This window comes from Deltaproteobacteria bacterium, assembly GCA_020845895.1.
GTDB lineage: Bacteria > Lernaellota > Lernaellaia > JACKCT01 > JACKCT01 > JADLEX01.
The window spans coordinates 22,600-48,580 of record JADLEX010000036.1; the positions used below are offsets into that span (position 1 = coordinate 22,600).

Annotated in this window: 21 protein-coding genes; all 21 read right to left on the reverse strand. The window is 64.3% G+C overall.

Annotation, left to right across the window (positions count from 1 at the left end; genetic code table 11):
• Positions 1 to 6: 6 nt before the first annotated feature.
• The gene (locus IT350_04420; GenBank protein MCC6157274.1) at positions 7 to 1,263 is read right to left on the reverse strand and encodes a chitobiase/beta-hexosaminidase C-terminal domain-containing protein; all 1,257 of its coding nucleotides are present in this window, start codon (positions 1,261 to 1,263) and stop codon (positions 7 to 9) included.
• A 255-nt stretch (positions 1,264 to 1,518) separates the two neighbouring features.
• Positions 1,519 to 2,370 carry an SUMF1/EgtB/PvdO family nonheme iron enzyme gene (locus tag IT350_04425; protein MCC6157275.1) on the reverse strand — a complete coding sequence of 284 codons (852 nt, stop codon included), beginning with the start codon at positions 2,368 to 2,370 and terminating at the stop codon, positions 1,519 to 1,521.
• A gap of 110 nt (positions 2,371 to 2,480) precedes the next feature.
• On the reverse strand, positions 2,481 to 3,056 hold the full coding sequence (locus IT350_04430; protein MCC6157276.1) for a 2-oxoacid:acceptor oxidoreductase family protein: 576 nt from the start codon (positions 3,054 to 3,056) through the stop codon (positions 2,481 to 2,483).
• Positions 3,057 to 3,092: 36 nt separating this feature from the next.
• Positions 3,093 to 3,920, reverse strand: coding sequence for a 2-oxoacid:ferredoxin oxidoreductase subunit beta (locus IT350_04435; GenBank protein ID MCC6157277.1), 828 nt, complete (start codon positions 3,918 to 3,920; stop codon positions 3,093 to 3,095).
• Between the two features lie 57 nt (positions 3,921 to 3,977).
• The gene (locus IT350_04440; protein ID MCC6157278.1) at positions 3,978 to 5,156 is read right to left on the reverse strand and encodes a 2-oxoacid:acceptor oxidoreductase subunit alpha; all 1,179 of its coding nucleotides are present in this window, start codon (positions 5,154 to 5,156) and stop codon (positions 3,978 to 3,980) included.
• Positions 5,156 to 5,461 carry a 4Fe-4S binding protein gene (locus IT350_04445; protein ID MCC6157279.1) on the reverse strand — a complete coding sequence of 102 codons (306 nt, stop codon included), beginning with the start codon at positions 5,459 to 5,461 and terminating at the stop codon, positions 5,156 to 5,158. Before IT350_04445 ends, IT350_04440 begins: the two co-directional genes overlap by 1 nt.
• An 84-nt stretch (positions 5,462 to 5,545) precedes the next feature.
• Positions 5,546 to 6,136: a Fe-S-containing hydro-lyase gene (locus tag IT350_04450; protein ID MCC6157280.1), complete on the reverse strand. Its 591-nt coding sequence runs from the start codon at positions 6,134 to 6,136 to the stop codon at positions 5,546 to 5,548.
• Positions 6,133 to 6,975 carry a fumarate hydratase gene (locus IT350_04455; protein MCC6157281.1) on the reverse strand — a complete coding sequence of 281 codons (843 nt, stop codon included), beginning with the start codon at positions 6,973 to 6,975 and terminating at the stop codon, positions 6,133 to 6,135. Before IT350_04455 ends, IT350_04450 begins: the two co-directional genes overlap by 4 nt.
• 128 nt (positions 6,976 to 7,103) lie before the next feature.
• The gene (locus IT350_04460; GenBank protein ID MCC6157282.1) at positions 7,104 to 8,414 is read right to left on the reverse strand and encodes a tetratricopeptide repeat protein; all 1,311 of its coding nucleotides are present in this window, start codon (positions 8,412 to 8,414) and stop codon (positions 7,104 to 7,106) included.
• 54 nt (positions 8,415 to 8,468) lie between these two features.
• Entirely contained in the window at positions 8,469 to 10,061 is a 1,593-nt protein-coding gene (locus IT350_04465; GenBank protein MCC6157283.1) for a hypothetical protein, read from the reverse strand.
• Between the two features lie 117 nt (positions 10,062 to 10,178).
• Complete coding sequence (locus tag IT350_04470) at positions 10,179 to 11,849, reverse strand: choice-of-anchor L domain-containing protein (GenBank protein ID MCC6157284.1); 1,671 nt, start codon at positions 11,847 to 11,849, stop codon at positions 10,179 to 10,181.
• 276 nt (positions 11,850 to 12,125) lie between these two features.
• Positions 12,126 to 12,842: a hypothetical protein gene (locus IT350_04475; protein ID MCC6157285.1), complete on the reverse strand. Its 717-nt coding sequence runs from the start codon at positions 12,840 to 12,842 to the stop codon at positions 12,126 to 12,128.
• Positions 12,843 to 12,928: 86 nt separating this feature from the next.
• Complete coding sequence (locus tag IT350_04480) at positions 12,929 to 14,458, reverse strand: trypsin-like peptidase domain-containing protein (protein MCC6157286.1); 1,530 nt, start codon at positions 14,456 to 14,458, stop codon at positions 12,929 to 12,931.
• 215 nt (positions 14,459 to 14,673) lie between these two features.
• Positions 14,674 to 15,984, reverse strand: coding sequence for a trypsin-like peptidase domain-containing protein (locus IT350_04485; GenBank protein MCC6157287.1), 1,311 nt, complete (start codon positions 15,982 to 15,984; stop codon positions 14,674 to 14,676).
• Positions 15,981 to 17,447: a trypsin-like peptidase domain-containing protein gene (locus IT350_04490; GenBank protein ID MCC6157288.1), complete on the reverse strand. Its 1,467-nt coding sequence runs from the start codon at positions 17,445 to 17,447 to the stop codon at positions 15,981 to 15,983. Before IT350_04490 ends, IT350_04485 begins: the two co-directional genes overlap by 4 nt.
• Positions 17,448 to 17,582: 135 nt before the next feature.
• Complete coding sequence (locus IT350_04495; GenBank protein MCC6157289.1) at positions 17,583 to 18,599, reverse strand: glycosyltransferase; 1,017 nt, start codon at positions 18,597 to 18,599, stop codon at positions 17,583 to 17,585.
• Positions 18,600 to 18,620: 21 nt separating this feature from the next.
• Entirely contained in the window at positions 18,621 to 18,986 is a 366-nt protein-coding gene (locus tag IT350_04500; protein ID MCC6157290.1) for an Hpt domain-containing protein, read from the reverse strand.
• 356 nt (positions 18,987 to 19,342) lie between these two features.
• The gene (locus IT350_04505; GenBank protein ID MCC6157291.1) at positions 19,343 to 21,340 is read right to left on the reverse strand and encodes an FAD-dependent oxidoreductase; all 1,998 of its coding nucleotides are present in this window, start codon (positions 21,338 to 21,340) and stop codon (positions 19,343 to 19,345) included.
• A gap of 403 nt (positions 21,341 to 21,743) precedes the next feature.
• Positions 21,744 to 23,240, reverse strand: coding sequence for a hypothetical protein (locus IT350_04510; protein MCC6157292.1), 1,497 nt, complete (start codon positions 23,238 to 23,240; stop codon positions 21,744 to 21,746).
• Between the two features lie 407 nt (positions 23,241 to 23,647).
• On the reverse strand, positions 23,648 to 24,535 hold the full coding sequence (locus IT350_04515; GenBank protein ID MCC6157293.1) for a hypothetical protein: 888 nt from the start codon (positions 24,533 to 24,535) through the stop codon (positions 23,648 to 23,650).
• A 71-nt stretch (positions 24,536 to 24,606) separates the two neighbouring features.
• The gene (locus IT350_04520; protein MCC6157294.1) at positions 24,607 to 25,830 is read right to left on the reverse strand and encodes an ATP-binding protein; all 1,224 of its coding nucleotides are present in this window, start codon (positions 25,828 to 25,830) and stop codon (positions 24,607 to 24,609) included.
• Positions 25,831 to 25,981 lie beyond the last annotated feature (151 nt).

The window sequence follows — 25,981 nt, forward strand, 5'->3', positions numbered from 1 at the left end:
GGGCGCTCAGGGCGGCGAGATCTGCACGTTGTCGAACAACAGCGTGCCGGTCACGCCCGCATCGCCGAACGTCGCCACGCTGACGCCCTCATCGAGGCCCGACACGACCGAGAGGACCTGCAAACCCGTGCACGGCGTCGCCGCGCCGTCGATCGCGACGTCGTACGTGTCGGCGGAGTGGTTGAACGCGATCTCGAACTCGTACCACTCGTCTTCGTCCACGTCGGCGCAGTCGATCCACGTGCCGGGCACGTTGTCCCACGCCAGCACGTCGCCGTCCTTCATGTCGAGGATCACCTGCCAGTACACCACCGCGCCGGTCGCGGCATACGTGAAAAAGCGCGATCCGTCGCCTCCGGCGAGGCCCCACTCGAAACGGATCAGCACGTCGTTGGGCCAGTGGATGGGGTCCTCCGCGGTCGCGAGGGCGTAGGTGTCGTGCGCGCCGTCGGGGCTGTCGTTGTCGTCGATCATCTCGAGGAACATGCCGCCCGGTGGATCGGCGCGCGTTTCGACCGTCGGGATCGTTCCGCCCCAGGGGTCGCCCGCCACGAACCACGGCGCGCCCAGCTCGTCGCCCGCGTCGTAGTCCTCGAAATCGTCCCAAAGCCAGATGCCGTAGTTGCGCGTGCCGGACGCACTCTCGTTTTCGGCATCGTCGGTGGCGAACCAGCGCAGCGTTGTTGAGCGCTCGATCGTCACGACCGCCGGGCTGTCCACGCTCGTCGTCGAGCCGCCGCCGACCTGCGGCGCGGAGCCGTCCGTCGTGAAGTGAATTGTCGGCGTGGGATCGATGTCGTCGACGCAGGTGATCGTGACGGCGAGCGGATCGATGTCGCCGGGCGCCCACGGACCGGCGTAGTTGCCCGACGGCGTGTCGATCTCGCACGTGGGTTCGTTCAGGTTGCCGGAGTCGTCATCCGCGTCGTCATCGGCATCGTCGTCCACATCATCATCCGCGTCGTCATCGGAATCATCATCCGAATCGTCGTCGGAATCGTCATCGCTATCGTCGTCCGCGTCGTCGTCGGACGTATCATCGTCGGAGGTATCATCGTCGGAGGTGTCGTCGTCGGAGGTGTCGTCGTCGGAGGTGTCGTCGTCGGAGGTGTCGTCATCTGACACATCGTCATCCGCTGTGTCGTCGTCCGCATCGTCGTCCGCGGGCACGCGGTCGGCGTCATCATCGTCGTCGCCGCAGTCGCACCCCGCCGTGCCCGTCATGACGAGCGCGAGCACGCATAGCGCCAGAAGGTATCGCATCATCGACCTCGCCGCCCCGGGGAAAATTCAACCGCAAATAACCAAGTCAGTTTACACCCGTTGTCACGGGCGAACAAGAAAATCTTGACGGGCGAGGAGAGGAGCGCGCGCGTGTTGCGATGTTGCGATGTCCGTGCCGCAAGCGACAGCGCGCGGGCGTTGCGGCTCATCAATCCTTCCGGACAACCCGCGCACTTCGTCCCTCGGATGCACTCGGGACTTCGTTTGCGGCTCGGACGGGCCAAAGTGCGCGTGCTAGCCGGTGGGCGGCAGATCCTTTGCGCACCGGAATCCGTCGTCCACGTGCGGCGTCGGTGCGAAGTGCTGATGCAGCGAGGTGCGGTCGAGTCCGTAACGCGACGCGAGCCAGCAACCGGGCTTCTTGTCATCAGGTTTCTGCGCGTTCTTCGCGGTCGGCGTGAGGTGCGCCGCGCCGCCCGCGATCATGACGCGCAATTCCCCATAACACTCTTCATCCCAAGGCTCGTCGATCCACTCCGAGACGTTGCCGACCATGTCGCACACGAACTCGTCGGAACGCCCGCCGACGACAGGGAAGCAGCAAGCCCCGGTAGGTTTGACGCCGAAGGTGGACGTCGCATGGCAGCCGTGTTCGGCCCAGTCGTCGCCCCACGGCCAACTCCGCGCCGTCGCGCCCGAAAACGCCGCCTGCCACTCGGCGAGCGTGGGCAGGCGCTTGTCCACCTTTCGGCACGCGATGCGGGCGTTTTCCTGCGAGATCTGCGTGAGCGGCAAAACGCCCTCGCGGGACAGTGGCTTCGGCGGATCGGGCCGCGCCGTCTCCTGCGTCCACGGGCTTTGGGACGACTCGGTGGCGTCGGGATGCGAAGCCTCCCAACGATCGACGCAAAACGGCACGACCGTCACGGTTTCGACCTTGCGTCCACCCCAGCGCTCGCCCTCGTAAACGACCTCGACCGCGCCGCCGGGAACGTACGCCATATCGGGCGGGCAGGGGGACGGACCGAGCGCTTCCACCTGGGGTGTTGGCGACGGGGCAGGGGACGTGGGCTGGGCGGGGTGGCGCGAACACGCCGCCGCGAGCACGACAATGAACGTGAGGAGGAGCTTTCGGGAGACGGGCATGTCGCGCCGCATTGTGGCGACGCGCGCCGCGTTTGTCACCGGGTCGCGCGGGACGCCGAAGACGGAAATGGCACAGGCGGGGCGCCTGTGCCACATGCGGGCGCTACCGCTTACAGCATCGGATGGTCGACGAGCGCCGCGGTGGCCTCGCGATACCCCACCGCGAGGGCGCGGCGATTCAGCTCGGTCGTGGCCTTGGGCACGTGGCGCAGCGCGGCCTGTTCGAGCGCGGTGCGCGTCACGACCTCGGTCAGTCCGACCAGCGCGCCGATGGCGACCATGTTCGCGACCACCACGCGGCCCAGCTCCTCGCGGGCGATCTGCGTGAAGGGGATTTCGAACTTGTGCCACGGTCCCGCGGGGACGTTCTTCACGAAGAAGCTGTCGACGATGAGGATGCCGTTCTTCTGCAAATCGTCGGCGTACTTGTCCATCGACTCCTGGCTCATGGCCAGCAGCACGTGCGGTTCCTCGACCTTGGGATAGTCGATCTCGCCCTCGGCGATGATGACCTCCGCCTTGGACGAGCCGCCGCGCGCCTCGGGGCCGTAGCTTTGCGACTGCACGGCGTTTTTCGCGTCGTACATGATCGCCGCCTCGGCCAAAATGATGCCCGCCAGAATCATGCCCTGCCCGCCGGTGCCCGCGAGCCGGATTCCCACTTCGCCGTTCCCAATGATCGCCATTTCAGGACTCCGATAAAAAATCCCGCCGGGGGGACGTCAGTGTTCGGACGGCGCGGACATCGCGCGTTCGATGACCTTGTGCTGCTCTTCGCAGTATTCGGGACGCTGGACGTCGAGGAACACGCCGATGGGGGTTTTGCCCGCGCGCTCCTCCTCGCTCATCTTGTTCCACTTCTCGAGACGCACCGTGTTGTCCTTGTAGCGCTCGAGCATGTCCACCTGGCTCTTGAACGAATTGCGCCGCCCGTACGCGGTCCAGCAGTCGCACATCACGTCGACGACCGAGAAGCCCTTGTGCGCCAGCGCCTGGGCGAAGATCTTGTCCATCTGCGTCACGTGGTAGGCCGTCGTGCGCGCGACGAAGGTCGCCCCAGCCGCCATGGCGAGATTCACGGCGTCGATCGAATTCTCGATGTTGCCGTAGGGCTGCGTCGTCGTGGTCGCGCCGAAGGGCGTGGTCGGCGAGGTCTGCCCGCCGGTCATGCCGTAGATGTTGTTGTTGAAGATAATCAGCGTCATGTCGATGTTGCGCCGGCACGAGTGCAGGAAATGGTTCCCGCCGATGGCCAGCGAGTCGCCGTCGCCCGACACGATCACGACGTGCATGTTCGACTTCACCATCTTCACGCCCGTGGCGAATGCCAGCGCGCGACCGTGCGTGGTGTGCAGCGTGTTCGCGTCGATGTAGCCCGGCAGCCGGCTCGCGCAGCCGATGCCCGACACGAAGCACATGTCGTCCTTTTGCCAACCGAGCGAATCCACCGCGCGCAAAATGCCCTTGGTCACGATGCCGTGCGAACAGCCCGGGCACCAGATGTGCGGCAGGTTGTCGTTGCGCAGGTACTGTTGATAATTGAACGTCATCCCCGACTCTCCATCGCGCGCGCCGGCGCGCGGGTGTTCCTGTGTTGTTCGTCCGACCTAGAGTTCCTTGACCGCCTTGATGATCTGCTTGGGCGAGAGCATCTCGGTGTCGACGCGGTTGACCGCGATCACGGGGCACGCGCCCCCCGCGAGCCGTTCGACCTCGAGCACGATCTGTCCCATGTTCATCTCGGGAACCACGATCGCCTTGGCCTGTTTCGCCAGCTTGCGGATCTGCTGCTCGGGGAACGGCCACATCGTCTTGAGGCGGAAGAGGCCGACCTTTTTGCCCGAGGCGCGCAGGCGCGTGACCGCCGCGCGAGCCGCGCGGGCGGAGGAGCCATAAGACACGAGCACGATCTCGGCGTCCTCCAGGTCGTAGGCCTCCCACTTCACGATGTCGTTGAAGCCCATGTCGATCTTGCGATGCAGTCGAAGGATTTGATCCTCGATCACCGCCGGGTCGTTGGTCGGGAAGCCGGTTTCGTCGTGCGCGAGGCCGGTGACGTGGAAGCGGTAGCCCTCGCCGTAGTCGGGAATGACCGGCACGAGCGAGCGCGGCACCTGGTACGCCGAGTAGTCGCCCGCATCGCGGCGGGGACGGCGGCGGTTCTGCACGTTGACCGTGGCGGGTTTGGGCAGGAAGAGCCGTTCGCGCATGTGGCCGATGATCTCGTCGGCCAGGAGGATCACCGGGGTACGGTAGCGTTCGGCGATGTTGAACGCGCGCACGGTCTCCCAGAACAGCTCTTCGATGGAGTCGGGCGTGAACACGACGATCGGATGGTCGCCGTGGGTGCCCCAGCGCGCCTGCATCACGTCGCCCTGCGAGGGCTTGGTCGGCACACCGGTCGAAGGGCCGCCGCGCATGACGTTGACGATCACGCACGGAATTTCGGCGATGCATCCATAACCGATGTTCTCCTGCTTGAGCGAGAAGCCCGGGCCGCTGGTGGCGGTCATGACCTTCGCGCCGGCGAGCGACGCGCCGAGAATCGCCGCCATGCTGGCGATCTCGTCTTCCATCTGCAGGAAGTAGCCGCCGAGCTCGGGCAGTCGCTTGGCAAGCGTCTCGGCGACCTCCGATGACGGCGTGATAGGATACCCGGCGTAGAACCGGCAGCCCGCGTAGAGCGCGCCCTCGGCGATCGCGTCGTTGCCGCTCATGAGCTTCAGGCCCGGCGTGAAATTCGCCTTCCGTGCGCCGATGCCTCGGCTGTTGTCGAATGCCTGCATCACGCCACCTCCCCGATCAGAATCGCGAAGTCGGGGCAGCGCAGCTCGCACAGCATGCAGCCGTTGCAAAGCTCACCCTTGACCACGATCACCTTGCCCGACTTCATCGCGAGCACGTCCTTGGGACACGCAACCACGCACAGGTCGCAGCCCTTGCAGTACTCGTTGATGATCGTGATCGTCGGGGGAGCCTTCTTCTTGCCCGTGCCCGCCGCACACTCGGAGTCGTCTTTTTGCGGCACGGCCGCGGCGACCGCGGCGGCTTCGACGGTCGGGCTCTCGCCCGCGCCTGGCGCTTCTGACATATCCCGTTCTCCTTCACGGCCGCGGCCGGTCTAGGCCGGGCGCGGCGACCCGAAATTACCGGCGCCCCACACGGGCGCCACTCGTCACGAAGCCGTTTTTTTCCAGCGCGCGCGGCCGTCCTGATACAGGTCTCCGCCCGCCGCGTCGTGCACCACCACGACCGGGAACTCGTCGACAGTCAGCTTGCGCACCGCCTCCGCGCCCAGGTCCTCGAACGCGATCACCTCGGCCGCCGTGATGCGCTGGGAGATCAACGCTCCCGCGCCGCCCGTCGCACCGAAATACACGCACCCGTGTTTTTGCATGGCCTCGCGCACGGCGGCCGCGCGCGCGCCCTTGCCGATCATTCCGCGCAGGCCCAGTACGATCAGCGTGGGCGAGTAGGCATCCATGCGGTACGCGGTGGTCGGTCCCGCCGACCCGATCGCATAACCCTCGCGCGCGGGAGTGGGCCCGACGAAATAGATGACCTGACCGTCGACGTCGAAGGGCAGGGGTTCGCCCTTTTCGATCGCGGCGACGAGCCGAGCATGAGCCGCGTCGCGCGCGGTGTAGATGACGCCCGACAGAAGCACCCGGTCGCCGACGCGCAGGTCGCGCGTGGCTTCATCGGTGAGGGGAGTCGTCAGACGAATCACGCGGTCGCCGGTCGAAGTGTCGCGGTCGCCGGTCATAGGACGACCTCCTTGTGCCGCGCCGAATGGCACTGGATGTTCACGGCCACGGGCAGACTGGCGATATGGCACGGCATCGTCTCGATGTGCACCGCGAGCGCGGTCTGCGTTCCGCCGAGTCCCATGGGCCCTACCCCGAGCGCGTTGACGCGGTCGAGTAACTCACGCTCGAGGTCCGCATAGAACGGATCGGGATTCGGCTCTCCGACGTGACGAAAAACGGCCTTTTTCGCCAGAAACGCACACTTCTCGAAGTTGCCGCCGATGCCGACGCCGACGATGATCGGCGGGCAGGGGTTGCCGCCGGCCTGGTCGACCCAGTCCACGACGAATTTCTTGACGCCTTCGACTCCCGCGGACGGGGGCAGCACGCGGCACATGCTCATGTTCTCGCTGCCGCCGCCCTTTGCCGCCATCGCGATCGTGATCGTGTCGCCCGCGACGAGTTCCACGTGGATCATGGCGGGCGTATTGTCCTTCGTGTTGACCCTTCGCAGCGGGTCTTTCACGAGGCTCTTTCGCAGGTATCCCTGCTCGTATCCGCGACGCATGCCGTCGTTGATCGCGTCGGTCACGAGGCCGCCCTCGACGCGCACGGCGTCGCCCAGTTTCACCAGGAAAACGGCTACGCCGGTGTCCTGGCACAGGGGCAATTCGCCGCCCCGGGCGATCTTCGCGTTCTGCAGAATCTCGTCGAAAATCTGGCGCGCGACGGGCGATTCCTCGCGCTCACGGGCCGCCTTGAGCGCACTTTCCACGTCCTCGGGCAGCTCGTAACACGCCCGGACGCACAGCTCGGCGACCGCATCCACGACCGTCTGGTACGGAACGGTTCTCATGGCGCCGGATTATATGATCTGGATCAGGATTGTCTACATGGAAATGGACTTCGTCTGGAGTTTTTGTAAAAAATCTTCCAAACGGTACGTCGTGGACCTTGCGAAAGGAGGGTTCGGAACCGGGGTTTCTACTGCTGATTTCGCCACTGGGCGGCGAGTTCCTTCGATTTTTTCAGATCGGCGTAGCTTTCGTCGAGCCGCCCCATGGCCTCGTAAACCTTGGAACGCATCTCATAGAGATTCGGATTTTTCGGCGACACCGCGATGGCTTCGGCATAAACGGCGAGCGCTTTTTCCGGGTCCTTTCGCGCCATGAAGACCGACGCCTTGGCGATGTACGGCTCGATGTAGCGCTTTTCGACCTCGATGGCCTTGTTGAAGTCGGCGAGCGCGGCGTCGAGGTCGTCCTGCAGGGCATAGGCATTGCCGCGCATGTACAGCGATTCGTAGTCTTTCGGCTCCATCGCGATGGCTTTGCCGAACTCCGCCACCGCCTCGTCCTTCTTGCCGCGCGCGGTCAGGACCATCCCCAATACCTTGCGGCTCTTCGCTCCATCGCGCACCTTCAGCAGCGCTCGCGCCGAGGTCTCCGCGTCGGCGAAACGGTTATCCTGAAGCTCGGCCATGGTCCTCTCGAACCACGCTTCCTCGCTCGCCGGCGCGTATTCGGTTCCCTTGGCGAAATCGCTCACCGCGCGGTCCAAGTCTCCTTGAAGTTGAAATAACTTACCCCGGCGGATGTAGCAGGACGAGAATTTCGGCGCGAGCATGACGCAGCGGTCGAGATCGGTCCGCGCTTCGCCCGAACGCTCCTGCATGAGATAGACCCCACCCCGGCCCAGATACGCCTTGGCGCTGTTCGGATCGAGTTCGATGGCCTTCTGATAGTCGCGCTCGGCCTCGGCGAATCGCCCAAGACGCAGGCGCACCTCGCCGCGCGCGATGAAATACTCGGTGTTCTTCGGCTCCATGCCGATCGCCGCGTCGAGGTCGGCGATGGCGTCGTCGAATCGCCCCTGCGCCATGCGGATCGCCCCGCGCGCGTAATAGAGCTCGCCGCTCGCTTCGGCCGAAATGGCCTGCGTGGCGACGGTCTCCGCGTCCTTGGGCTGACCTTTTTGCAGGAGCACGATCGACTTGTGGCCGAGCGCCTCCGCGAATTTCGGTTCGAGGGCGAGCGCCTTGTCGAGATTGGCGAGGGCCTTGTCGATGTTGCCCATCGACGACTCGGCCTTGCCGAGCAGAAACCAGTAGTCGGCGTCGAGCGCGTCGCCGCCGGCTTCCACGGCCTTGAGCTGCGTCATCGCACCGGCGAAATCGCCCGTCGCGAGTTTCTTCTCGACCTCGGCCTTCCAGCCGGTGTAATTCTTGGCCGCGTTCGCCGCACCCGCCCAAGCGACGCACGCAAACACCATCGCCACGATCGCGATTCGCTTCATCGGAAATTCCGCCCCTCGAATTGCGCGAATCCTAGTCGCCTCGTGCGCGCGCGGTCAACACCCGCAGCCGTCGTCACCATCGTCATCGCCACCCGCGGAAGGAGCGGGCGCCGTGTCGTCGTCCGTCGCGGCATCGTCATCCGTCGTGTCATCGTCGTTGGCGTCATCGTCGGCCGTCGTGTCGTCATCCGTCGCGTCGTCATCGGCATCGTCATCGGACGCGTCATCGTCCGCGTCGTCGTCCGTGTCGTCGTCCGTAGGTTCGATCAGGTCGTCGTCGCCGTAAGGCCCGTCGCCCGGCAGCAGTCCGTAATACACGCCGAACCAGTACGCGATGAGGTAGTCGAGACCCGGGCCCGTCTCCGCCGGATTTTCCTCGCCCGTGCATTCGACGTGGTAGGGACTGCGTTCCCACAGGTGCGATTCCCAGCAGCGGTTCTCGACCTGATGCGCCTCGGCGGTTTGCGGGTCGATGTCGAACCCCGTGAGCTGCTCGATCCAGGGATTCGCCGTGAGAAGTTCATCGGCCCACACCGAGAAGGGATCGAGCGGCAGAACCGGACACTCGACCGCGCGCCGGTAATTGGGCGCTTCGTTCATCACGGTCAGACCGTGGATCACGTCGTCGCGCACCGCGTCGATCTCATCCTCGTCGCAGCCGCCGAATCGAACGCACTGCGCGTACCACACGGCGTCGAAAAACGCGGCGTGCGTGTTGACGACGTTGTAGCGGACGTTCACCTCCCAGATGCGCCGCAGGTGCTCGCCGCGCTCGCGGTCGGGCCACAGACGAAAGATCGCCTGCCACACGGGGTGGTTGTTGATGAACGCGTAGTAGTCGAAGTACTTGTTGAACCACGAAAAGGTCGAGAGCCACATGTAGGTCTTGTTGCGCTCGTACTCATCGTCGCGAAGCTGTGCGATGTCGGCGTCGCCTGTCACGTGCGCGGCCTGCACGAGAATCTCGAGGCGGATGTCGGGCAGGATCTCGGCGGCGGAGTACGTGTCGCCCCAGGGGTCGATGATGATCCAGTTCTGGGCGTCGAGCGCCTCGACCATTTCGACGAAATCCTCGCGGATCGTCTGGCGCATCGCCGCCGCATCGTCCTCGGGGTCGTCGCGCAGCGCGTCGTAGGCCCACGTCAGGCCCCAAAACCACGTGATGTACTTGTCACGCACGTTGTGGCCGAGCCAGAAATCATCCGCGTATTCGCCGGTGCCGTCGTAGCGGTTGTCGCCGCCCATCGACTCGACATTCCACGGCGCTTCGTCGATGCCGGCGTAGCGCGCGATGTAGCCCGGATGACCCGTGATGTCGTGCAGGATGTGCAGGTAGTGGGCGATGCGCAGGATCTCCGCGCGCGCGAGCGCCTCGCCCGTGACCATGTAACGCAGGGCCTGCGTCGTGAGGTAAAAGCCCGTCCAGTCGCCGCTGTCGCCCGAGCCGACGGTCCGGTAGATCTCCTGCCGCGTGCCGTCGGTGAACATGATGTCGCTGACGCCGCCGAGGCCGGTGGAGTGCCACTCGCGCAGGAACGTCTCGTAGTCGTTCGCCTTCTGGTGCAGGTACGGATCGAAATCCGCGGCGAATCCCGTTGACGCAAAGACCGCGAGCATCACCAGCGCGGCCGCAATCGAACGTGTCATGCAACGCACCCCCACGCGAAACGAGGCATTCTTGTCGCTACGCGCGAGGGTGTCCAGCGCGAAAAAGAACGGGCGCGGTCGAAACCGCGCCCGTCGTCGAGTCCGATACTTGTGCGATTACTTGAACGCGAACCAGTCGATCGCGCCGACCGAGTCGTAGATCTTGTCGCCCACGTCGGAGATCGTCACGATGATCGTGATCGTGCTCATGTCGGCGGGCAGATCCACGGTTGCGGTCTGGCCGACGTTGGTGTCGGCGGGCACGCCGCGCGGCGTGGTTTCGTCGTCCGATCCCCACTTCAGTTTACCGTCGAGCTTGCCCGGGCCGTTGCTGTGCGGGGCGGCGCTCGTCGGGTTGTACACCGCGTCGGTCGACACGCCGACCTGCGCGATCGTCGCCGCCGCGTCGGCCGCGAGGATCGCATCCCAGTCGTCATCGAGCGCGATGTTGTTCACCGTGCGGTTGACCAGGTACGACGGCGCACCCTGCACGATGACGGTGAGAATGTCGTTGTAAACGCTGCCGACCCACTCCTCGTATTCCTGGCTCAGGAAGTTGTACGAGAGTTCGAGCTGCGTCGCGCCCGAGGGAACCGGCGTGGTGTAGGTCATGGTGCAGCTCGCCACCGTGCCCTGCAGCGCGCCCGAGGAAAGATACAGGTACATGGATTCGCTGCCGCCGGGGAACACTTCGCCGTAGGCGTCGCCGCTCGTGCCGTAGATCTGGCAGTCGCCGGTCACTTGCCAACCGGCCAGCGAACCGTCCTCGAAGTCGATCACGCCCATGTCGTCGTCGTCGGCATCGTCGTCCGCGTCATCGTCCGCATCGTCATCCGCGTCGTCATCCGCGTCATCGTCGGCGGTGTCATCGTCGGCGGTGTCGTCGTCCGCTGTGTCATCGTCGGCAGTGTCGTCGTCGGCGGTGTCGTCGTCCGCTGTGTCATCGTCGGCGGTATCGTCATCGGCGGTGTCGTCGTCGGCAGTGTCGTCGTCATCGTCGTCGGCCGGAACCGGCGGGCAGCACTCGCAAACGCCCGCGTTGACCGCGTTGGTGCCGTCCTCGAACTGATCGCTTTCCGGCGTGCCCTCGGCATCCTTCGGGTTCGGATTGGTCGCCGTGTCGGTGACCGGAGCGGCCGCCGCGCACGCGCACTCGTCGTTGGAGACGGTCACCGCGCCGGGGACGCCGTCGAGCGTCGGCAGCGCGAAGGAGCCGTCGTCCGCGGAGTAGGTGAAGAAACCGCCCGCCGTGATGACCGCGAGCGCGCCGGAGATCGGCTCGCCGCTGCACTCGACGGTCCCGTGGATGTAACCGTTGGGGTTGTCGGCGTAGAAGATCGCGTACCAGCCTTCGCCCGACTCGCCGATCGAGTCGCCGAGCTTCTCGATCGTCTCGGTGTCGAGCTTCAGGACGTTGTCCTGGATGATGAGCTTGTTCGCGTAACGCAGGCGCTTGCCGAAGCCGGCCAGATCGTCCACGCGGGCGAAGGCAATCATGTCGTTGATTTCGGACAGATCGATTCCCTCGATCTCGTCGAGCAGCGTCAGGTCGACGGCGAAGTCGTCCTCGACGAGATCGACCTTGTCGCCCTTGAGCTCGACGGCGAACAGGAAGTGCCAGCCGTCCGGGACCTCGATGCCGAGTTCGTCAGAATCGAACTCGATTTCGAAACCCAGGGCGTCTTCGAGCGCGTCTTCGGCGTCCTCGGCGTCTTCGCTCGTGCAGCCCGCAAAGGCCAGCAGCGCGAACATCGCGAGGAGCCAGGAACCGTACCGTAGCATACTCATCGTAACCCTCCTTGGGCTAATGGTTCTTCGCCCCTGGTCCAACCGCATGGACATTCAATGGCGCTATCAATAATTACAGGCGCAGCCGTTGTCAACGAAAATTTCGGCGCGCTCCGAGCGAACGCGCGGGAACCAACGCGTAACCGGCTGATATTGCTGGGAAAGTTTCTCCTTGTGATTTCTTGGCGGCGCATGCCGCCCGAATGACGCGGTCGATGAAAGTCATGACCCACGGTCAACCACCGCAGCCAAACCCGTCAAAACCGGACTGGTCAATCAAGCGGGGGACCGCTCGAAAAACGTCAGCACGCCCGTGAGCTGGTCGGCGAAAAACGTCGAATCCTCGTCGCCCCGCTCCCGCAACCGCGCGCACGCTTCATCGAAACGTCCGCGAGCGCGTTCGTCGCCGGAAAGAATCGCGGCGATCGCCATATAGCCCGCGTTCATGTCCTCGAACGCGGCGGACCCCGCTTCGAACGCCGCGTTGCGGGCGAGTTCGAACGCCTTGCCCGCAGGTTCATACTCTTCCATCGCCAAATATGCCGCGCCCACGACCCACTGCGCCGCGGACATCTTTTCGGCATCGACCCCCAGTTCCATCGCGAGACGCACGTGCAGGTACGCGGCGTCGAGGGCGATGTGGTTCGTCGTGTCGGTCGTGACGATCAGCGCGTCGTCCCACGCGGGCCAAGCGAAGCTCGCGAGGTTGTAGGAGAGCGACATGGCTTTTTGTCGCAGGGCGCGGGCGGTTTCGGCATCGGATTCGTCCATCGCCTTTTGCAGACAGAAGTGGATACCCGCCTGTGAGGCGAGAATCACCATCGGAAGGTCTTTTTCCTTCCAGTACCAATCTTTCACGAGATCGAGAAACAGACCGGCGGCGTCGATCGGCGAAGCCGCGTTGATGATGAACTCGGCGGCTTTGCGGCTGTCGCCCGCGTTCATGAGACGTTTGGCCTCGGCGAGCACGTCTTTTCGTCGATCGTCTTCCATGCGCTTTCCCCGGGTTGAGAAGGACGTCACGCTAGCCGACGGGCGTCGCCAATGCCATGAGCATTTTCACGAAACGCAGACCGCCGTCAGCAGCTACAGCCGCCCGTGTTGTCGTCGTCATCGCCGCCCGTTGCGTCGCCATCCGCGTCGTCGTCCTCGGCGTCATCGTCCGCGACGTCATCGTCGGTGGCGTCGTCATGCGATGCGTCGTCATCCGGATACCAGTCGTCGTCGGCGTCGTCGTCGGTGTCGTCATCGCCGGGGATCGTGGTCGTCGTCGTTGGTGACGTAGTTGTTGTCGTCGGCGCGGTCGTGGTGGTCGTGGTCGTGGGAGTCGTCGTGGTGGTCGTTGAGGAGTTCAACCAGGGTTCGATGCCGAGATCCCAAGAGCGGCTGAACTTTCCGAACTCGTCCGTGCCGTTCATGTTGGTGCACCACGCGCTGCCGCCGTAAAGCTGGCCCACGACCAGCATGTCGTCGTTGAAGAGCGGCGAGCCCGATGAACCGCCCTCGGTCGATCCGTCCGTGTAGCGGACTTCCCAGAAGTTCGTGTCGCCTCCGACCTGATCGCCGAAGGTGATGCGCTTCCACGCGCCGTCCGGATGATGGACGACGGTGATGTCCTCGCCCGACGCGAGCGCGTCGGTGGTCCAGCCCAGATAGGTCGGTCCCGCAGGTGGGTCCTCGTCGAGCAGAAAGAGGGCGAAATCGGACTGCGAGCTGTGCGCGAGCATCTCGGAGCCCGCCGAGTTCGGCAGGGTCACCGGATTGGGAACCGACCCGTCGCACGAACTCGTATGGTAATTCCACACGACGATGATGGCGTCGGCTTCCTGCTGCGTGTTCATGCAGTGGTTCGCCGTGAGGAAGTACGGGGCCAGCGACCCCGAGACATCGGAGAGCAGGCTGCCCGTGCAGATAAAAGTGCCCCACGGATCGGCGAGCCAAATCCAGCCCACGCCCTTTTTTACCGCGTTGCCGTCGGTGAAGCAGGTGGGGTCCGAGTAGCAATCCTCCTCGGTCGCGAGGTCCTGAAGCGGCAGGATGTGCGAAATCTTATCGATCAGGTTTGCCGGGGGCGCGTCGCCGGGCGTCACGACCTCGATCGTCATCCGGTCGCCGGGGACGATCGGCCCCCAGAAGTCGGCTGTCGTGGCCGTGCGCGTCGTCCGCACCATGCGGGCCACGCCATCCGCGCCGATCACCCAAATTTCTCCGCGCCGGACCGATCGCGTGAAGTGCGTGCGCAGGTACTCCGCACCCGGCGACGAGATTTGCGCCATCCACGAAACGAGCCCGTCGGCGCGCGCGATCCGTGTCCAGTCGCCGGCATGGAGAGTCGGCGCATCGGCGTGAATGCCCGCGGGGGTGCGTTTGCCGCCGCGCGCCCAGACGCCTTCGCCGAGCTTCGCGACGCCGCGCGCGAGCGCCGCGTCACTGACGCGATGCTCCCGAAGCACGGGTCGCCGCGCTTCCGCGAGGGGGGCGTAATCCGAGGTGGGGGTGGCGATCACTTTCGCGGGAGCGACGCGCATCGGCGCCGAGACGAATTCGTCCGCCATCGCGGGAAACGCCATGAAGAGGGACATCGCCAGAAGTAGGAATCGGGAAAGCATCTGGGACCTCATGTCAGGTCGTTGGTCGTTGGTCGTTGGTCAAAACACGCGAGTCATCCTGAGCGCAGCGAAGGATCTGGTCGGAGCGCGCCGCAAGATCCTTCGCTTCGCTCAGGATGACAAACCGGCGTCATTCGCGTTCCCACACAGTTCGCCGGTGGTCTTTGTCGCCACGCCCGTCACGTCAGACCTCAAGCACCAACCCCCTCGCCCGCTCAACACCCGCAACAGCCGCCGTCGTCGTCGTTCTCAGCCTTCAGCGTGTCGCCGCCGTCGTCGTCATCGTCGTCATCGAGAATGGCGGGCGGATCGGCGGGGTCCTCGGGTTGCGGGTTGTCGTCGGCGTCGGGCCCGATGTAGTTCGCCAACCCGTCCGCATACGAGCGGCTGAGCTTGCCGTATTCATCGATCTCGTTCATGTCGGAACACGACGCGTAGCCGCCGAACAGTTGTCCGACGACCTGCTTGTTCGCGTTGAACAACGGCGCGCCCGACGAGCCGCCTTCCGTCGAACTCTCCGTATAGCGCACGAACCACCAGCTCGAATCGTCGCCTTCGAGCACGCCGTGCGAGATGCGCTTGAACGCCCCGCCGGGGTGGTGGATCACGGTGAGTTGTTCATCGCCGGCCAACGTGTCGGTCGACCAGTCGAGGTACTCGGCCACGGACGGCGGGTCGTGGTCGAAACGCAGCAGCGCGAAGTCGGACTTGTACTCGCCGGTGCCGGTCATGTAATCGGCGCCGACATTGTCTTTGAGCTGCGAACTCGGGATGAGCGGGCCGTTGCAGGACTGCGTCTCGTAGTTCCAGTACGCCTGCACAGTCGAAGCCGTCGCCTGATTGCCGACGCAGTGATGCGCGGTCAGAAACCACGGAATGCCGGTGTTCTTCGCGTCGCCGATGAGCGAACCCGTGCACACGGCCGAGAAACCCTGCGCCTCGAACTCGTAATAAGCCACGCCGCGACGAACACTTGCCCAGTCGTCCTCGCACACGGCGTCGATATAACAGCTCGCTTCCTTCGCGGGGCCGCGCACGTAGGCGAACAGATCCTCGAATCCGTGCGCGACGCGCACCACGCGCAGCGGCGGCGAATCCGCACCGCGCCAGCGCAGCAAAGCGGCTTCGCCTGGTGTCGCGGGCGACCAAGCTTCGGTCGTCTCGGCGAAACGCCCGGCCTCGATCGCGTGCGACTCGCCGTCCTCGCCTTCGATCGTCAGTTCGCCATCGACCGCTCCCGTCGCCCGCACCAGCACGCGCAGAAACCGCGCGCCGTCGGACACGACGACGGCCGTCCACTCGCCGCCCTCGCGCGTCCAGGGCGTGCGTTCGTCGATGTCGATGTGCGCGCCGGTCACGTACATCTTGTCGGCACGCGCCGCGCGTTCGATTTCGAAGCGCGCGCGGGCGTCTTCGATGCGTTCGGGATCTATCCGCAGCGTCGCATTCAAGCCATGCCCGAAAGTCCACGTTGCGGCGCAAATCACCGCGGCGAGCGTGATCGCGATGATCCCTCGGCGCTTCAACAGCCGCACCCGCCATCGTCGTCGTCGTCGTCATCGTCATCGCCGGATGCGTCGTCATCGGTCGGCGCGGTGTCATCGTCGTCCGACTGATCGTCGTCGGGGAACCAGTCGTCGTCGTCATCCGCGTCGTCATCGGTATCGTCGTCGGGCGGGATGGTCGTGGTGGTCGTGGTCGAGGGTTCGCCGTTGTTCAGGAATTCACTCGCGCCGAGGTCGTAATCGCGGCTGAATTTGCCGAACTGGTCGGTGCCCTGCCGCCACCAGCAGTACGACGTGCCGGTCGAAAGCTGCCCCACGACGAACTTGTCGGAATTGAGCAGCGCCGAGCCCGACGAACCCTGTTCGGTGTTGGCCTCGGTGTAGCCCACGTTCCACTTGTTGCCCCAGTCGCCGTCCTCGAATCCGAACGCGATGCGTTTCCACGATCCGGCCGGATGATGCACGACGCTGATGAGTTCGTCCGTCGCGAGAGGCTCGGTCGTCCATCCCAGCGCCACGGAGCCGGCGGGCGGCTGTTCGTGCAGCAGCACCAGCGCGTAATCGGACTGCGCGTTCGACGCCTTGAAGTCGGAGCCGCTGGTCGCGGGCGTCGTTTGCAGCGCCGGCACCGCGCCGTTGCAGACGGAGGTTTCATAGCGGAAGTACGCCACCAGACTCTCGGCCTCGCCCTGATCGCCCATGCAGTGATTCGCGGTGAGCAGCCACGGTTGGCCGGTTTGCGCCGTGTCCGCGAGCAGGTTGCCCGTGCACAACCACTGACCGAAGCCCGACCCCACCGTGATGAGGGCGAGGGCGCTCTGGACGTCGGCGTATTCGTCGTAGCAGGTCGGGTCGAGGTGGCAGTCCTGCTCTTTGGGTTCGATGCGGAAGTCGACATCGCCATGCACCATGCGATCGACGCGAAGGTCGGCGGGCATGTGCGCGGAAACGACCTCGATGGTGGTCGTGTCGCCGAAGGTCAACGCACCCCACGCGCCGGGTTCCGATGGGCTCTGGCGGCGGTCAACGACGTCCTGCATCTGCCGGTCGTCGTTGCCCCACGCGCGCACCGCGTAGCCGAGAGTGCGCGGCGACACCGCGAAGTGAGGACGCACAAACACCGCGCCTTCGCTGCGGATCGACGCGACCCAGCGTGATGCCCGGGTCGCGCTCGGCACTTCCGTCCAATCGAGCGGTTTCGACGCGTCCACATCGACGATCACGCCGATCTCGTAGCGACGCTCGTCGCTCGATTCCGCCGCGCCCGCGCGGGCGCGCTCGAGACGTTCACGCTCGATCTCGCGGGCGGGAAGGTCGCCCAGCTCGGGCGCAGGACGCTCCGCGGGCACGGGTCCATCATTCATCACATACGATTCGGCGCGCACCGCGCCCTCGGCCGAATCGTCCGTTGCCGCCTGCCAGATGCCGTAGCTCGCGAGCGCGAGCGCAAAGATCACCACCCATGACCATAGACCGCGATTCACGATGTCTCTCCTTCGTGGCCGAAATCCGGGCGTCATGAGGCGCGCAAACCGACGCGTCGGCATGCCCCCGCCCGACAAGCCGCCGGATCATGCCGCGTTCGCCGGGTCAAGGCAAGGATTTTTCCGTTTCGTACGTCATCGTACGGGGCGGCCCAGAATGCGCTCGTAAAGGTAGAGCGCGACTCCGACGCCGAAGCCGATCACAGAGTAGACGTACGCGAACGAATGCATGAAGACGAAGCCGACGAGTCGGACGAACCCCAGGTGACGCAGCGCACATCGCCAAAGCGACGCGTTGAGCGAAAGATAGGCGACGGCGGCGACTGCCGGGCCAAACCACGCGTTTTGCGGCAACAGCACCCACAAGGCGGCAAGCGAGAGCGGGAACACGAGCACGAGCAGGATCGCGGCGGCGATGTTCGTCGCGCGCAGGTTGAGGTCCGAATAGAACACGTTTCGCCGGGCCATGAGCAGCGTCCAAGGCACGGCGCGATCCCAAAAATCGGAACGGACGAGGCTGGCGAACGTGTACGCCTTGAGGTGGCGCACCTGCATGTCGGGGTCCAGCTCGATGCGTCGTCCCGCCGACGTCAGCCGGTATCCTAGTTCAATGTCTTCCACGGAACTCGCCCGGTAGCTCTCGTCGAATCCTCCGGACTCGCGAAAAACCTGGGTGCGGATTGCGCCGCAGCCGCACCAGAAACTGTGCGCGTGTCGGCTCGACGTGACGTGCGTGTGATGGTGAACGAGGTTTTTGTAAACGCTCGCGAAGTGACCATCCCCCGGTAACGGCGTGTAAGCGCCGAAGCACGCGTCGGGACCGTCGGGGCGCTCCAGAGTGGCGACCGCACGTTCGATCGTGTCCGGCAACACCTCGACGTCGGCATCGAGGAACATCAGCACCGGTGCCTCGGTATCCCCGGCGCCCCGGTTGCGCGAAACGGCGGCCCCGCTGCGGCGTTCGTTGGACAGGGCGATCACGCCTTCGTGGCGGGCGACGATGGACGCCGAATCGTCCGTCGAGCCGTCGTCCACGGCGACGATCTGCGTGCCCGGCGGGGAGTGCGCGAGGATCGTCGCGAGCGTCGCGCCGATGGTCGCCGAGGCGTTGTGGTAGGGAATGACGACGCGCACCCGGGCGACCTCGGTCATGGCGTCGTCCGGCGCGCGGGACTATCGACCGAGGATCTTTTGGTAGTCGGCTTCGAGTCGGCGATGAAGCTCCTGGAGCTCCCCGAGCAGCGCCTCGGCGCCATCGAGTTTCCCGCTCTTGCCCTTGGTCTCCATGCGGTAGAACGCATCCTGGACCTGACCGAACCCCATGTTGCCGCTCATGCCCTTGAGGGCGTGCGCGACGTAACAGACCCGTTCCGCGTCGCCGGAGGCGACCGCCTCCGCGAGCGAATCCATGTTCGGCGCGGCTTCCTGGAAGTAGCTCTCGAGCAATTCGTCGATGAACGCGCGGTCGTCGCCGAAGCGCTCCATCATATCGTCGAGATTGATCAAGTCGAGCGTCGGCCCGATCTGCGCGTCACCCATCACATCCTCCAACGGCCCTGGTCCTCAACCTCATCTGCAAAGTTCCCGGTCTCGCGCCGGTGCTCCGATCGCCCCGTGGCGAATTCGGCGACGGAGACGAGTGAAAGCATTATGATCGAATCGCCCTATTTCCGACAGAGGCGGCGGAAAATGTTGTAATAACCTCTCGAACTTCTTCGAGGTCGATCTCGAAGAAGTTCGGCGAAACGGGCCGTTCCCTGTGGCGGTCTTACAGAAATCGCCGTCGTTGCTCGCCGTCATCGGCCACCTCCACGTCCGACCGTCCGGTCAAGGCGTCGGTACGCTCGGGATCTTCTTCGCGTATCGGAACGGTCGGATTCGAGAACGAGCAAAAACTACGGAAGCAGCCCCAGCGCGGTCTGCGCGGCGGTATACCCGGAATGCAGCACGGCGGACTGGCCACCGCCGGGAAAGGTCCACGCGCTCGCGAGGTACAGGTTCTCGAGCGGCGTTTCGGCCGGCAGGCGTTCGAAGAGGCTCTGGTCGGGCGTCGTGTGCCAACCGAAGATCGATCCTCGGGGATTGAGCGTGAAACCCCGCATCGTGTGCGGCGTGCCGACGTCCACCACCTCGATGTGGTCGCGAAGTCCCGGCACGATCTCGTCGGCGCGATCCACCAGAATCTCGGCGATCTCGCGACGGATTTTGAGGTACTCGGCGTAACTCGTCGGCAGGCCCCATCGGTTTCGCCAGTCCCACGGAAGCCGCGTCGTGATGGCGATGACGTTCTTGCCGGCCGGGGCGGCCGTGCGGTCGAGCATCGAATAGTTGACGATCGCCATGTTCACCTTTTCCGGCACACCGTCCGTCGCATACGAAAACCCCTCGACGGCATCCCACGTCTTCGAAACCGAAATTTCGGCGACGCCGTCGAACAGCGGTGACAAGTCGGTATCGACCCCCAGCCACACCTGCACCGCGGACAGCCCCACCGTCATGCCGTGGATGTCGTCCACGTAGTCGTCCGGCCAAGGGGCCTCCGGCGCGAGTTCGTCCACCAGCGACAGGACGTTTGCATTCGCAATGACGATCTGAGGCCGGTAGCAAACGTCATCCTTCGTGCGAACCTGCACCACGCGATTCGCTTCGGTCTCGATCTGCGTGGCGAGCGTGTCGAGACGCAGGATGCCGCCGTTTTCGACGAAAACATCGGCGAGGGCGTCGGCGAGCGCGCCCGAGCCTCCCTCGAAGTTCCACCACCCGCCGATGTGGTAACCCATCCACATGACGTTGAAGAACATCGCCGACTCCTCGTCCGGCGGCGCGCCGGCGAGCATCGCAAGCGACGTCCACACGGTCCGAAGCCGCGCGTCGTGGATGAAACCGTCGAGGAATTCGCCGAGCGTCATCGACATGTACCCCGCCATGCGGGCGACCGCGCCGGCGTGCGCGGCGAGGATCGCCAGCAGCTCCGGCGTCTCGCCTTCGTACTCCATGCGGATCATCGCCTTGAAGACGATGTCGAGTTCGTACATCTCCATGAAGAGCTGATCGATGCCTTCTGCCTCGTCGGGATACATCTCTTTCAGGTCGGCCCGGAAGGTTTCGACATTGGCGGGCACGTCAAACGTGAACTTGGGGTATTGGAGGCGGATGATCGATTCTCCGCGCACGGGCAAGACGCGGTTCCACACGCCGAGCCGGCGCAGCAGCTCGATGTTCATCCCCTGCCGGTTCTCGTCGAGCCCGTCGAAGCCGTGCAGCGACTGCTCGAAGCGGTAACTGCTCCGTTCGAACCGGCCCATGTACCCGCCGACCTTGTAGTGCTTCTCGATGAGCACGGTCTGAACGCCGGACTGCGCGAGCGTCACCGCCGCCGCGAGCCCGCCGCCTCCCGCGCCGATCACCACGGCGTCCACCGCCTCGGTCTTCATGCACTCGGGAAAGGTCAGGAACTTGTGGCAGACCACACAGTCGTCCGGGCTGCGAAAACCCGAACCGGCGTGCCGGGCGTAATGACAGTCCGCGCAGCCGTCGGTGTCGTGATCCATCCACCGGCCCGCGGCGCCGTTGCGCCCGTGGCAGGTCGCGCAGATCGGCGAGCGGTATCCCGCCTCGTGGAAGTCGCCGTGGCAATCGGTGCAGTCAGCCCGGCCCCAGCCGTCATGATCCTTCGTCAACTGGACGATCGTGAGCCCGGGGGTCGCGCCCGAGAACCCGTCAGGCAAGGGCCGATGCGCTTCGTCGTCCGCGAGGTCGTCGTCGGTGTCGTCATCCGTGTCGTCGCCGTCACGGTCGACGTACACGGTCTTGGTTTCGCCCGAATCGCACGCGACGCCAAACAGGGACACCGCGATGGCGGCGGCGAAAACTGCCCGGATTCCTGGCGTCATCGGCGAACGGCCTCCCCGGCCATATTCGGTCACCGGCGCTCGTCGGTCAAGAAAAAACGATGTTGATATCCGATATCTAGTCGATGGGGGCACGTCCCGCCGAGGAACCCTGAACGTTCGTTTTGATCGATGGATTTATCTTATTTAATCTATTTGACCGATCAATGGGGCGGACTTATGTTTTGACAAGCCCGCCGGAAAACGCGTCACGACGGGCGAAGAAGACGAACCGGCCGCGCTCCTCTTCGCGAGGACCCGGGTGCCGCGCGGCCGACGCAGCAACCCCGCCCACAATCCTCGGCGCCCTCCCGCCCCACCATCTCACCAACGCATCCCGCCCCCGCCCCGTCGCCAGAGGACGACGGGCGCGGGTTCGCCTTTGCGTCCGTAAGCAGCTGAAGATTCAGTAAGCTTTGACCGTAATGCCCAGATTGATGGTGCCGTTCCGCTGCAGAAGATCGATCAGAGCACCCATGGTCGGATCGAACTGTAAATTGCAGAAAGGTCGATGATTCGCATTGGCGTCGGTCGTATCGAAAAGGACTTCCATCAGCGGTTTCGCTCCACGGCCAATGCGCACCACCCCGACATATAGGCTCATGGGCGGCACGCGTTCGGCCAGTTCCAAACGGACCCGCCCCAACGTCGGCGACGTGGGACCGAATGGGATTTCCAGGTCGGCACCGACGTAGTCGCCGACCTTCGCGAACCGGGTGCATACGGTCAAACCGCCTTTGGGGTCGGTCAACAAGCCACGACGAACCGCCCCCGCGTACGCTTTGAGCAGGTCTCTTGCGAGGTCTCGGGAGTTCTTGAGAAAGTAACTCAATCTCGTTCGAAGATTTTCGTGGACCGCGGCAATCAGATACGACGGAATGAGTTCCGGATACCTGGATGTTGGATCCGCGGGAAGCGACATCCGATGAAGCGGCGACGGTGCCGACGCCTTGAGGCGCACGAACCTTCCCGATGGGTCCGTGCGAATCTCGAACCGCACACTTGGCCCCAGATTGTCGTCGTGGAGATAGAGATGGCGAATGCCGCTGTCCTGCAGATTCACGGAACCGGCGGTCGGCACCGGCGGCGAACACTCCCGGAATCCCACGGCGCAAACCGCGTGATATTTATCGGAGGAATTCCCCACGCGACCGCCGATCAGGACAGGATAACCGGAGCGAATCAGTGTCGCCACACAGGCGGAGAATTTGTCGCGGGTGAATCCGCGAAGATTGCCACGTTGATAGTCCCCCGCCACAATCTCGGGCTCCAGCCCGGACTCCTTGATCGCCTCTCCAGCCTGTTCGACCGTCAGCCCGTCCGACGGAAACACGCGCGACCCGAGCGACGCCGTGCGATGCGCGTAACGTGTGATGTCTGCCGTGGTCGGAATCGCGTGATGCGCGTCGAACGCTGAGGAATGGAGCATCGACCAAAGCGCGACCGTGGCGCATGCACTGACGCCGGTGTCCTGTTGCTGCCACGCGATCCCCTTCACACCGAGAGTCAATCCCGCGACGAGACATTCGTAGACTCTCGACGGCTTGGTGACTCGCGGAGTCGTGAGCGCGGCGGGATCGGGATACCAGGACAGCACGGTCCGGCCCAGCGGCGCAGTGGGAATGGGTCTGAGGACGACGAACCCGCGATAATGCTCCCGCATTCGTCCGAGCGCGTCCGCATCTCCACCGAGCGCCGCTTCCATTTCCTTTCGGTCGACAATGTAGCTGAAAAAACGGCACCGTCGGCAGCGATTGATGTATCCATGCGAGCTCACACCATAAAACGAGGAAAATTCCGAAAGATAATCCCGGTCAAAGTAATTCGGCTCCTCCAGAACGGATTGGACGTTGAGATCGGCCAGATAGTGGCGTAGATAGACGGGCTGCTTTCCGCTGCCCAATGCGACTAGCGGATCGTTCGTGGAGTTGAATCGATGAAAGCCTAACGGCCCCAACGCCGCTTGCCCGCATCTGGGCTCTGGGTTGGCAGTTTCAGAATGTCCGATGTGACCGGAGTCAGGAATGATCGCGAAACCGCGTCTTCCTTGACGGGCCGTAAGTCCGCGAGAAACCGCTGAACCCTAGGATCGGAATCGCGAATCTCGGGAGCCGGCTCGAAGCGACACTGCGACAGCGGCATCGTCCACAGCGAATACTCTGAATTCGATGTGGCAGCCCGGACTTTCTTCCTTTTTCGCGTCGATTTTGTCGCCAACTTGCCTCCCATCGCGATCCAAATATAGGGATCGGAAGAAACCCTGTCAAATCCAACCGCCAACAGACCTCACGGTGAGCGATTTACGCATCCTCACGGTCGATTTTCGTACACCCACGCGCGGATGTCCTCGACGTAGCCGAGGATGAGGAAGGCGTCGTACTCGTACACGGTATTCCAGCGGATGTTTTCCGTGCGAAGAGGCGAGAGGTATCCTGTGGATGACGCCGTCGGGTCGCCGCTGCCGGGCGTGCCGTGGAACCCACCGACGAACTGCTCGGCGTCGGGGTTGTATACGCCGAGGCCCCAGCCGTTGTCCTGCACCAACGCGGCCCACTTTTCGGTCGCGCCGAAGTAGGCCCACGGTGGTCCGGAATTCGCGATCTCCTCGACCGGCCCGCCGCTAAACGGCGCGTTCCCGTTGTACGAGAAGAGCCGATGGAAGCGATCCGTGGTGTAAACGGCCGGCAGTTCCTGATGGCGCGCGCCGTAGTCGGTGTGATCGGCGCGGTTGTTGGTCAGCTTGTAGTGCACCCGGGCCGCATTGCCGTCGAGTTCGATCCATTGCTCGAATACGCATTCGCAGGGCACGTTGTCGAGCGCCCATTGCAGCGGGATGGACTTCACGTAGATCGTCGTGCCGTCGTTGAACTTTTCGAGGACTTCCGACCTGTTGCCGTAGCAGTCGCCCGCGCCGATCGGGTTCCACGGCCAGTCGGGCCAACCCGGGTGCGGATCGCCGTATGGCTGCGGCCCGGAGTAGTAAGACGGCTGAATTTCCCGGCCCTGGTCCGCGGAGTTGACGAGATTGATGTCATGATTTCGGTAATCGGCAAGGTAGGTGATCGCGCCGCCCATGTTCAGGTCGACGCCGATCTTGATGACGCCGTTGTCGATGTAGCTCATCTTCTTCGGCTCGGGACAGCCCACGAGCAGAAGCGCGAAAACGACAAAGGCCGCGAATAACGCTCGACGTGTCATGACCCTGATCTCCACCGATAAAAAACCTGTACGCCTGTCCCGCGCGGAAATCAAATCAACTCCTCGAGGCGTCACAATTCGACGAATGGAACGGCCGTGATGTCCGGCGCGAGCGGCAGGCGTACGGAACCCGGGTACACGACGAACCCCGGCGCGGCGCGGTCTTTCAGGTCGGAGTGAAACGAACGGATTCCCGCCGCCATTTCGGGTCGCGGCGTGGACGAGAGCTTGACCTCGATGGGGACGAGCCGCCCCGCCGACTCGACCAGAAAATCCACCTCCGCGCCCGCGGATGTTCGCCAAAAGTGGATCCGTCCGTCCATTCCGCGATGCACGAGACTTTTCATGATCTCCAGAAAAACCGCCGTCTCGAATATCGCGCCGCCCATCGGTCCTTCGGCCGCGTGCCGGATGTCGCGAAGCCCGACCAGCCAGCACAATGTTCCGACGTCGGCGAAATAGACCTTCGGCGTTTTCACCAGCCGCTTGTTGATGTTGGCGAACCAGGGACGCACGACGAACACCTGGGACGACGTTTCCAAAACCGACAGCCATGCCTTGGCCGTGTTGACGGCCACGCCAATGTCGCGCGCGATGTCCGCGATGTTCAGAAGGCTTCCGCTTCGCGCGGCCAGCGAGCGCAGAAAATTCTGAAACAGGCCGAGGTCGCCGACCTGTCGCAGCCCACGCACGTCGCGCTCGAGATAGGTCTGCACATAACCCGCGTGCCACAGGGCGGCATCCCGTTTCGGGTCGGTGACGAGTTCCGGGTAGCCGCCGCGTAAAAATCCGTTCCAGAGAGTCCGACTGGAAACGGCGGGGCGCTCCGTCGCCGGTCGGCGCGTTTCCCACGGCGGCGGCGCATCGGAAAACCCCACGGCCTCTTTGCGGGAAAAGGGCAACAGACGAAGGATCGCGGCGCGGCCGGCCAGCGATTCGGTCACCCGTTCCATCAGCAGAAGGTTTTGCGAACCGGTCAGAAGATATTGCCCCCGCCGGTCGCGCTTCGCGTCGATTCTCTCCTTGATGTAGGGGAGCAGTCCCGGCGCGTACTGCACCTCGTCGAAAATCACCGGCGCCGGATGCATCTCCAGAAAGCCGCGCGGATCGACCGAGGCCGAAGCCCTCACGTCCGGCGGTTCGAGCGAGACGTACTCGTGGCTTTGCGCGAACAGATGCCGCAAAAGCGTGGTTTTGCCCGACTGCCGCGGCCCCGTGAGAACCACGGCGGGAAATTCCCGGGCGGCTTTTTTCACGAGACCTTCGATCGCGCGCGGGCGGTATCGTCGGGTCATGGCGCAACCTCCGATGTGTAATTATGCATTTGAAATGCAAATTTGCAAGTGATCGATACGCCGTCCGCGACCCGAAATATCGGCCGATCCCCCCGCCCGCGATCCACTCGTCGCTCGTCGTCGCTCCTTGAATCCCGCGGGGGCGCGATGC

What these genes read in the sequence shown, in the direction of transcription:
- IT350_04420 (MCC6157274.1), bottom strand. Translation starts at nt 1,263, where the DNA reads ATGCGATACCTTCTGGCGCTATGCGTGCTCGCGCTCGTCATGACGGGC.
- IT350_04425 (MCC6157275.1), bottom strand. Translation starts at nt 2,370, where the DNA reads ATGCCCGTCTCCCGAAAGCTCCTCCTCACGTTCATTGTCGTGCTCGCG.
- IT350_04430 (MCC6157276.1), bottom strand. Translation starts at nt 3,056, where the DNA reads ATGGCGATCATTGGGAACGGCGAAGTGGGAATCCGGCTCGCGGGCACC.
- IT350_04435 (MCC6157277.1), bottom strand. Translation starts at nt 3,920, where the DNA reads ATGACGTTCAATTATCAACAGTACCTGCGCAACGACAACCTGCCGCAC.
- IT350_04440 (MCC6157278.1), bottom strand. Translation starts at nt 5,156, where the DNA reads ATGCAGGCATTCGACAACAGCCGAGGCATCGGCGCACGGAAGGCGAAT.
- IT350_04445 (MCC6157279.1), bottom strand. Translation starts at nt 5,461, where the DNA reads ATGTCAGAAGCGCCAGGCGCGGGCGAGAGCCCGACCGTCGAAGCCGCC.
- IT350_04450 (MCC6157280.1), bottom strand. Translation starts at nt 6,136, where the DNA reads ATGACCGGCGACCGCGACACTTCGACCGGCGACCGCGTGATTCGTCTG.
- IT350_04455 (MCC6157281.1), bottom strand. Translation starts at nt 6,975, where the DNA reads ATGAGAACCGTTCCGTACCAGACGGTCGTGGATGCGGTCGCCGAGCTG.
- IT350_04460 (MCC6157282.1), bottom strand. Translation starts at nt 8,414, where the DNA reads ATGAAGCGAATCGCGATCGTGGCGATGGTGTTTGCGTGCGTCGCTTGG.
- IT350_04465 (MCC6157283.1), bottom strand. Translation starts at nt 10,061, where the DNA reads ATGACACGTTCGATTGCGGCCGCGCTGGTGATGCTCGCGGTCTTTGCG.
- IT350_04470 (MCC6157284.1), bottom strand. Translation starts at nt 11,849, where the DNA reads ATGAGTATGCTACGGTACGGTTCCTGGCTCCTCGCGATGTTCGCGCTG.
- IT350_04475 (MCC6157285.1), bottom strand. Translation starts at nt 12,842, where the DNA reads ATGGAAGACGATCGACGAAAAGACGTGCTCGCCGAGGCCAAACGTCTC.
- IT350_04480 (MCC6157286.1), bottom strand. Translation starts at nt 14,458, where the DNA reads ATGCTTTCCCGATTCCTACTTCTGGCGATGTCCCTCTTCATGGCGTTT.
- IT350_04495 (MCC6157289.1), bottom strand. Translation starts at nt 18,599, where the DNA reads ATGACCGAGGTCGCCCGGGTGCGCGTCGTCATTCCCTACCACAACGCC.
- IT350_04500 (MCC6157290.1), bottom strand. Translation starts at nt 18,986, where the DNA reads ATGGGTGACGCGCAGATCGGGCCGACGCTCGACTTGATCAATCTCGAC.
- IT350_04505 (MCC6157291.1), bottom strand. Translation starts at nt 21,340, where the DNA reads ATGACGCCAGGAATCCGGGCAGTTTTCGCCGCCGCCATCGCGGTGTCC.
- IT350_04515 (MCC6157293.1), bottom strand. Translation starts at nt 24,535, where the DNA reads ATGACACGTCGAGCGTTATTCGCGGCCTTTGTCGTTTTCGCGCTTCTG.
- IT350_04520 (MCC6157294.1), bottom strand. Translation starts at nt 25,830, where the DNA reads ATGACCCGACGATACCGCCCGCGCGCGATCGAAGGTCTCGTGAAAAAA.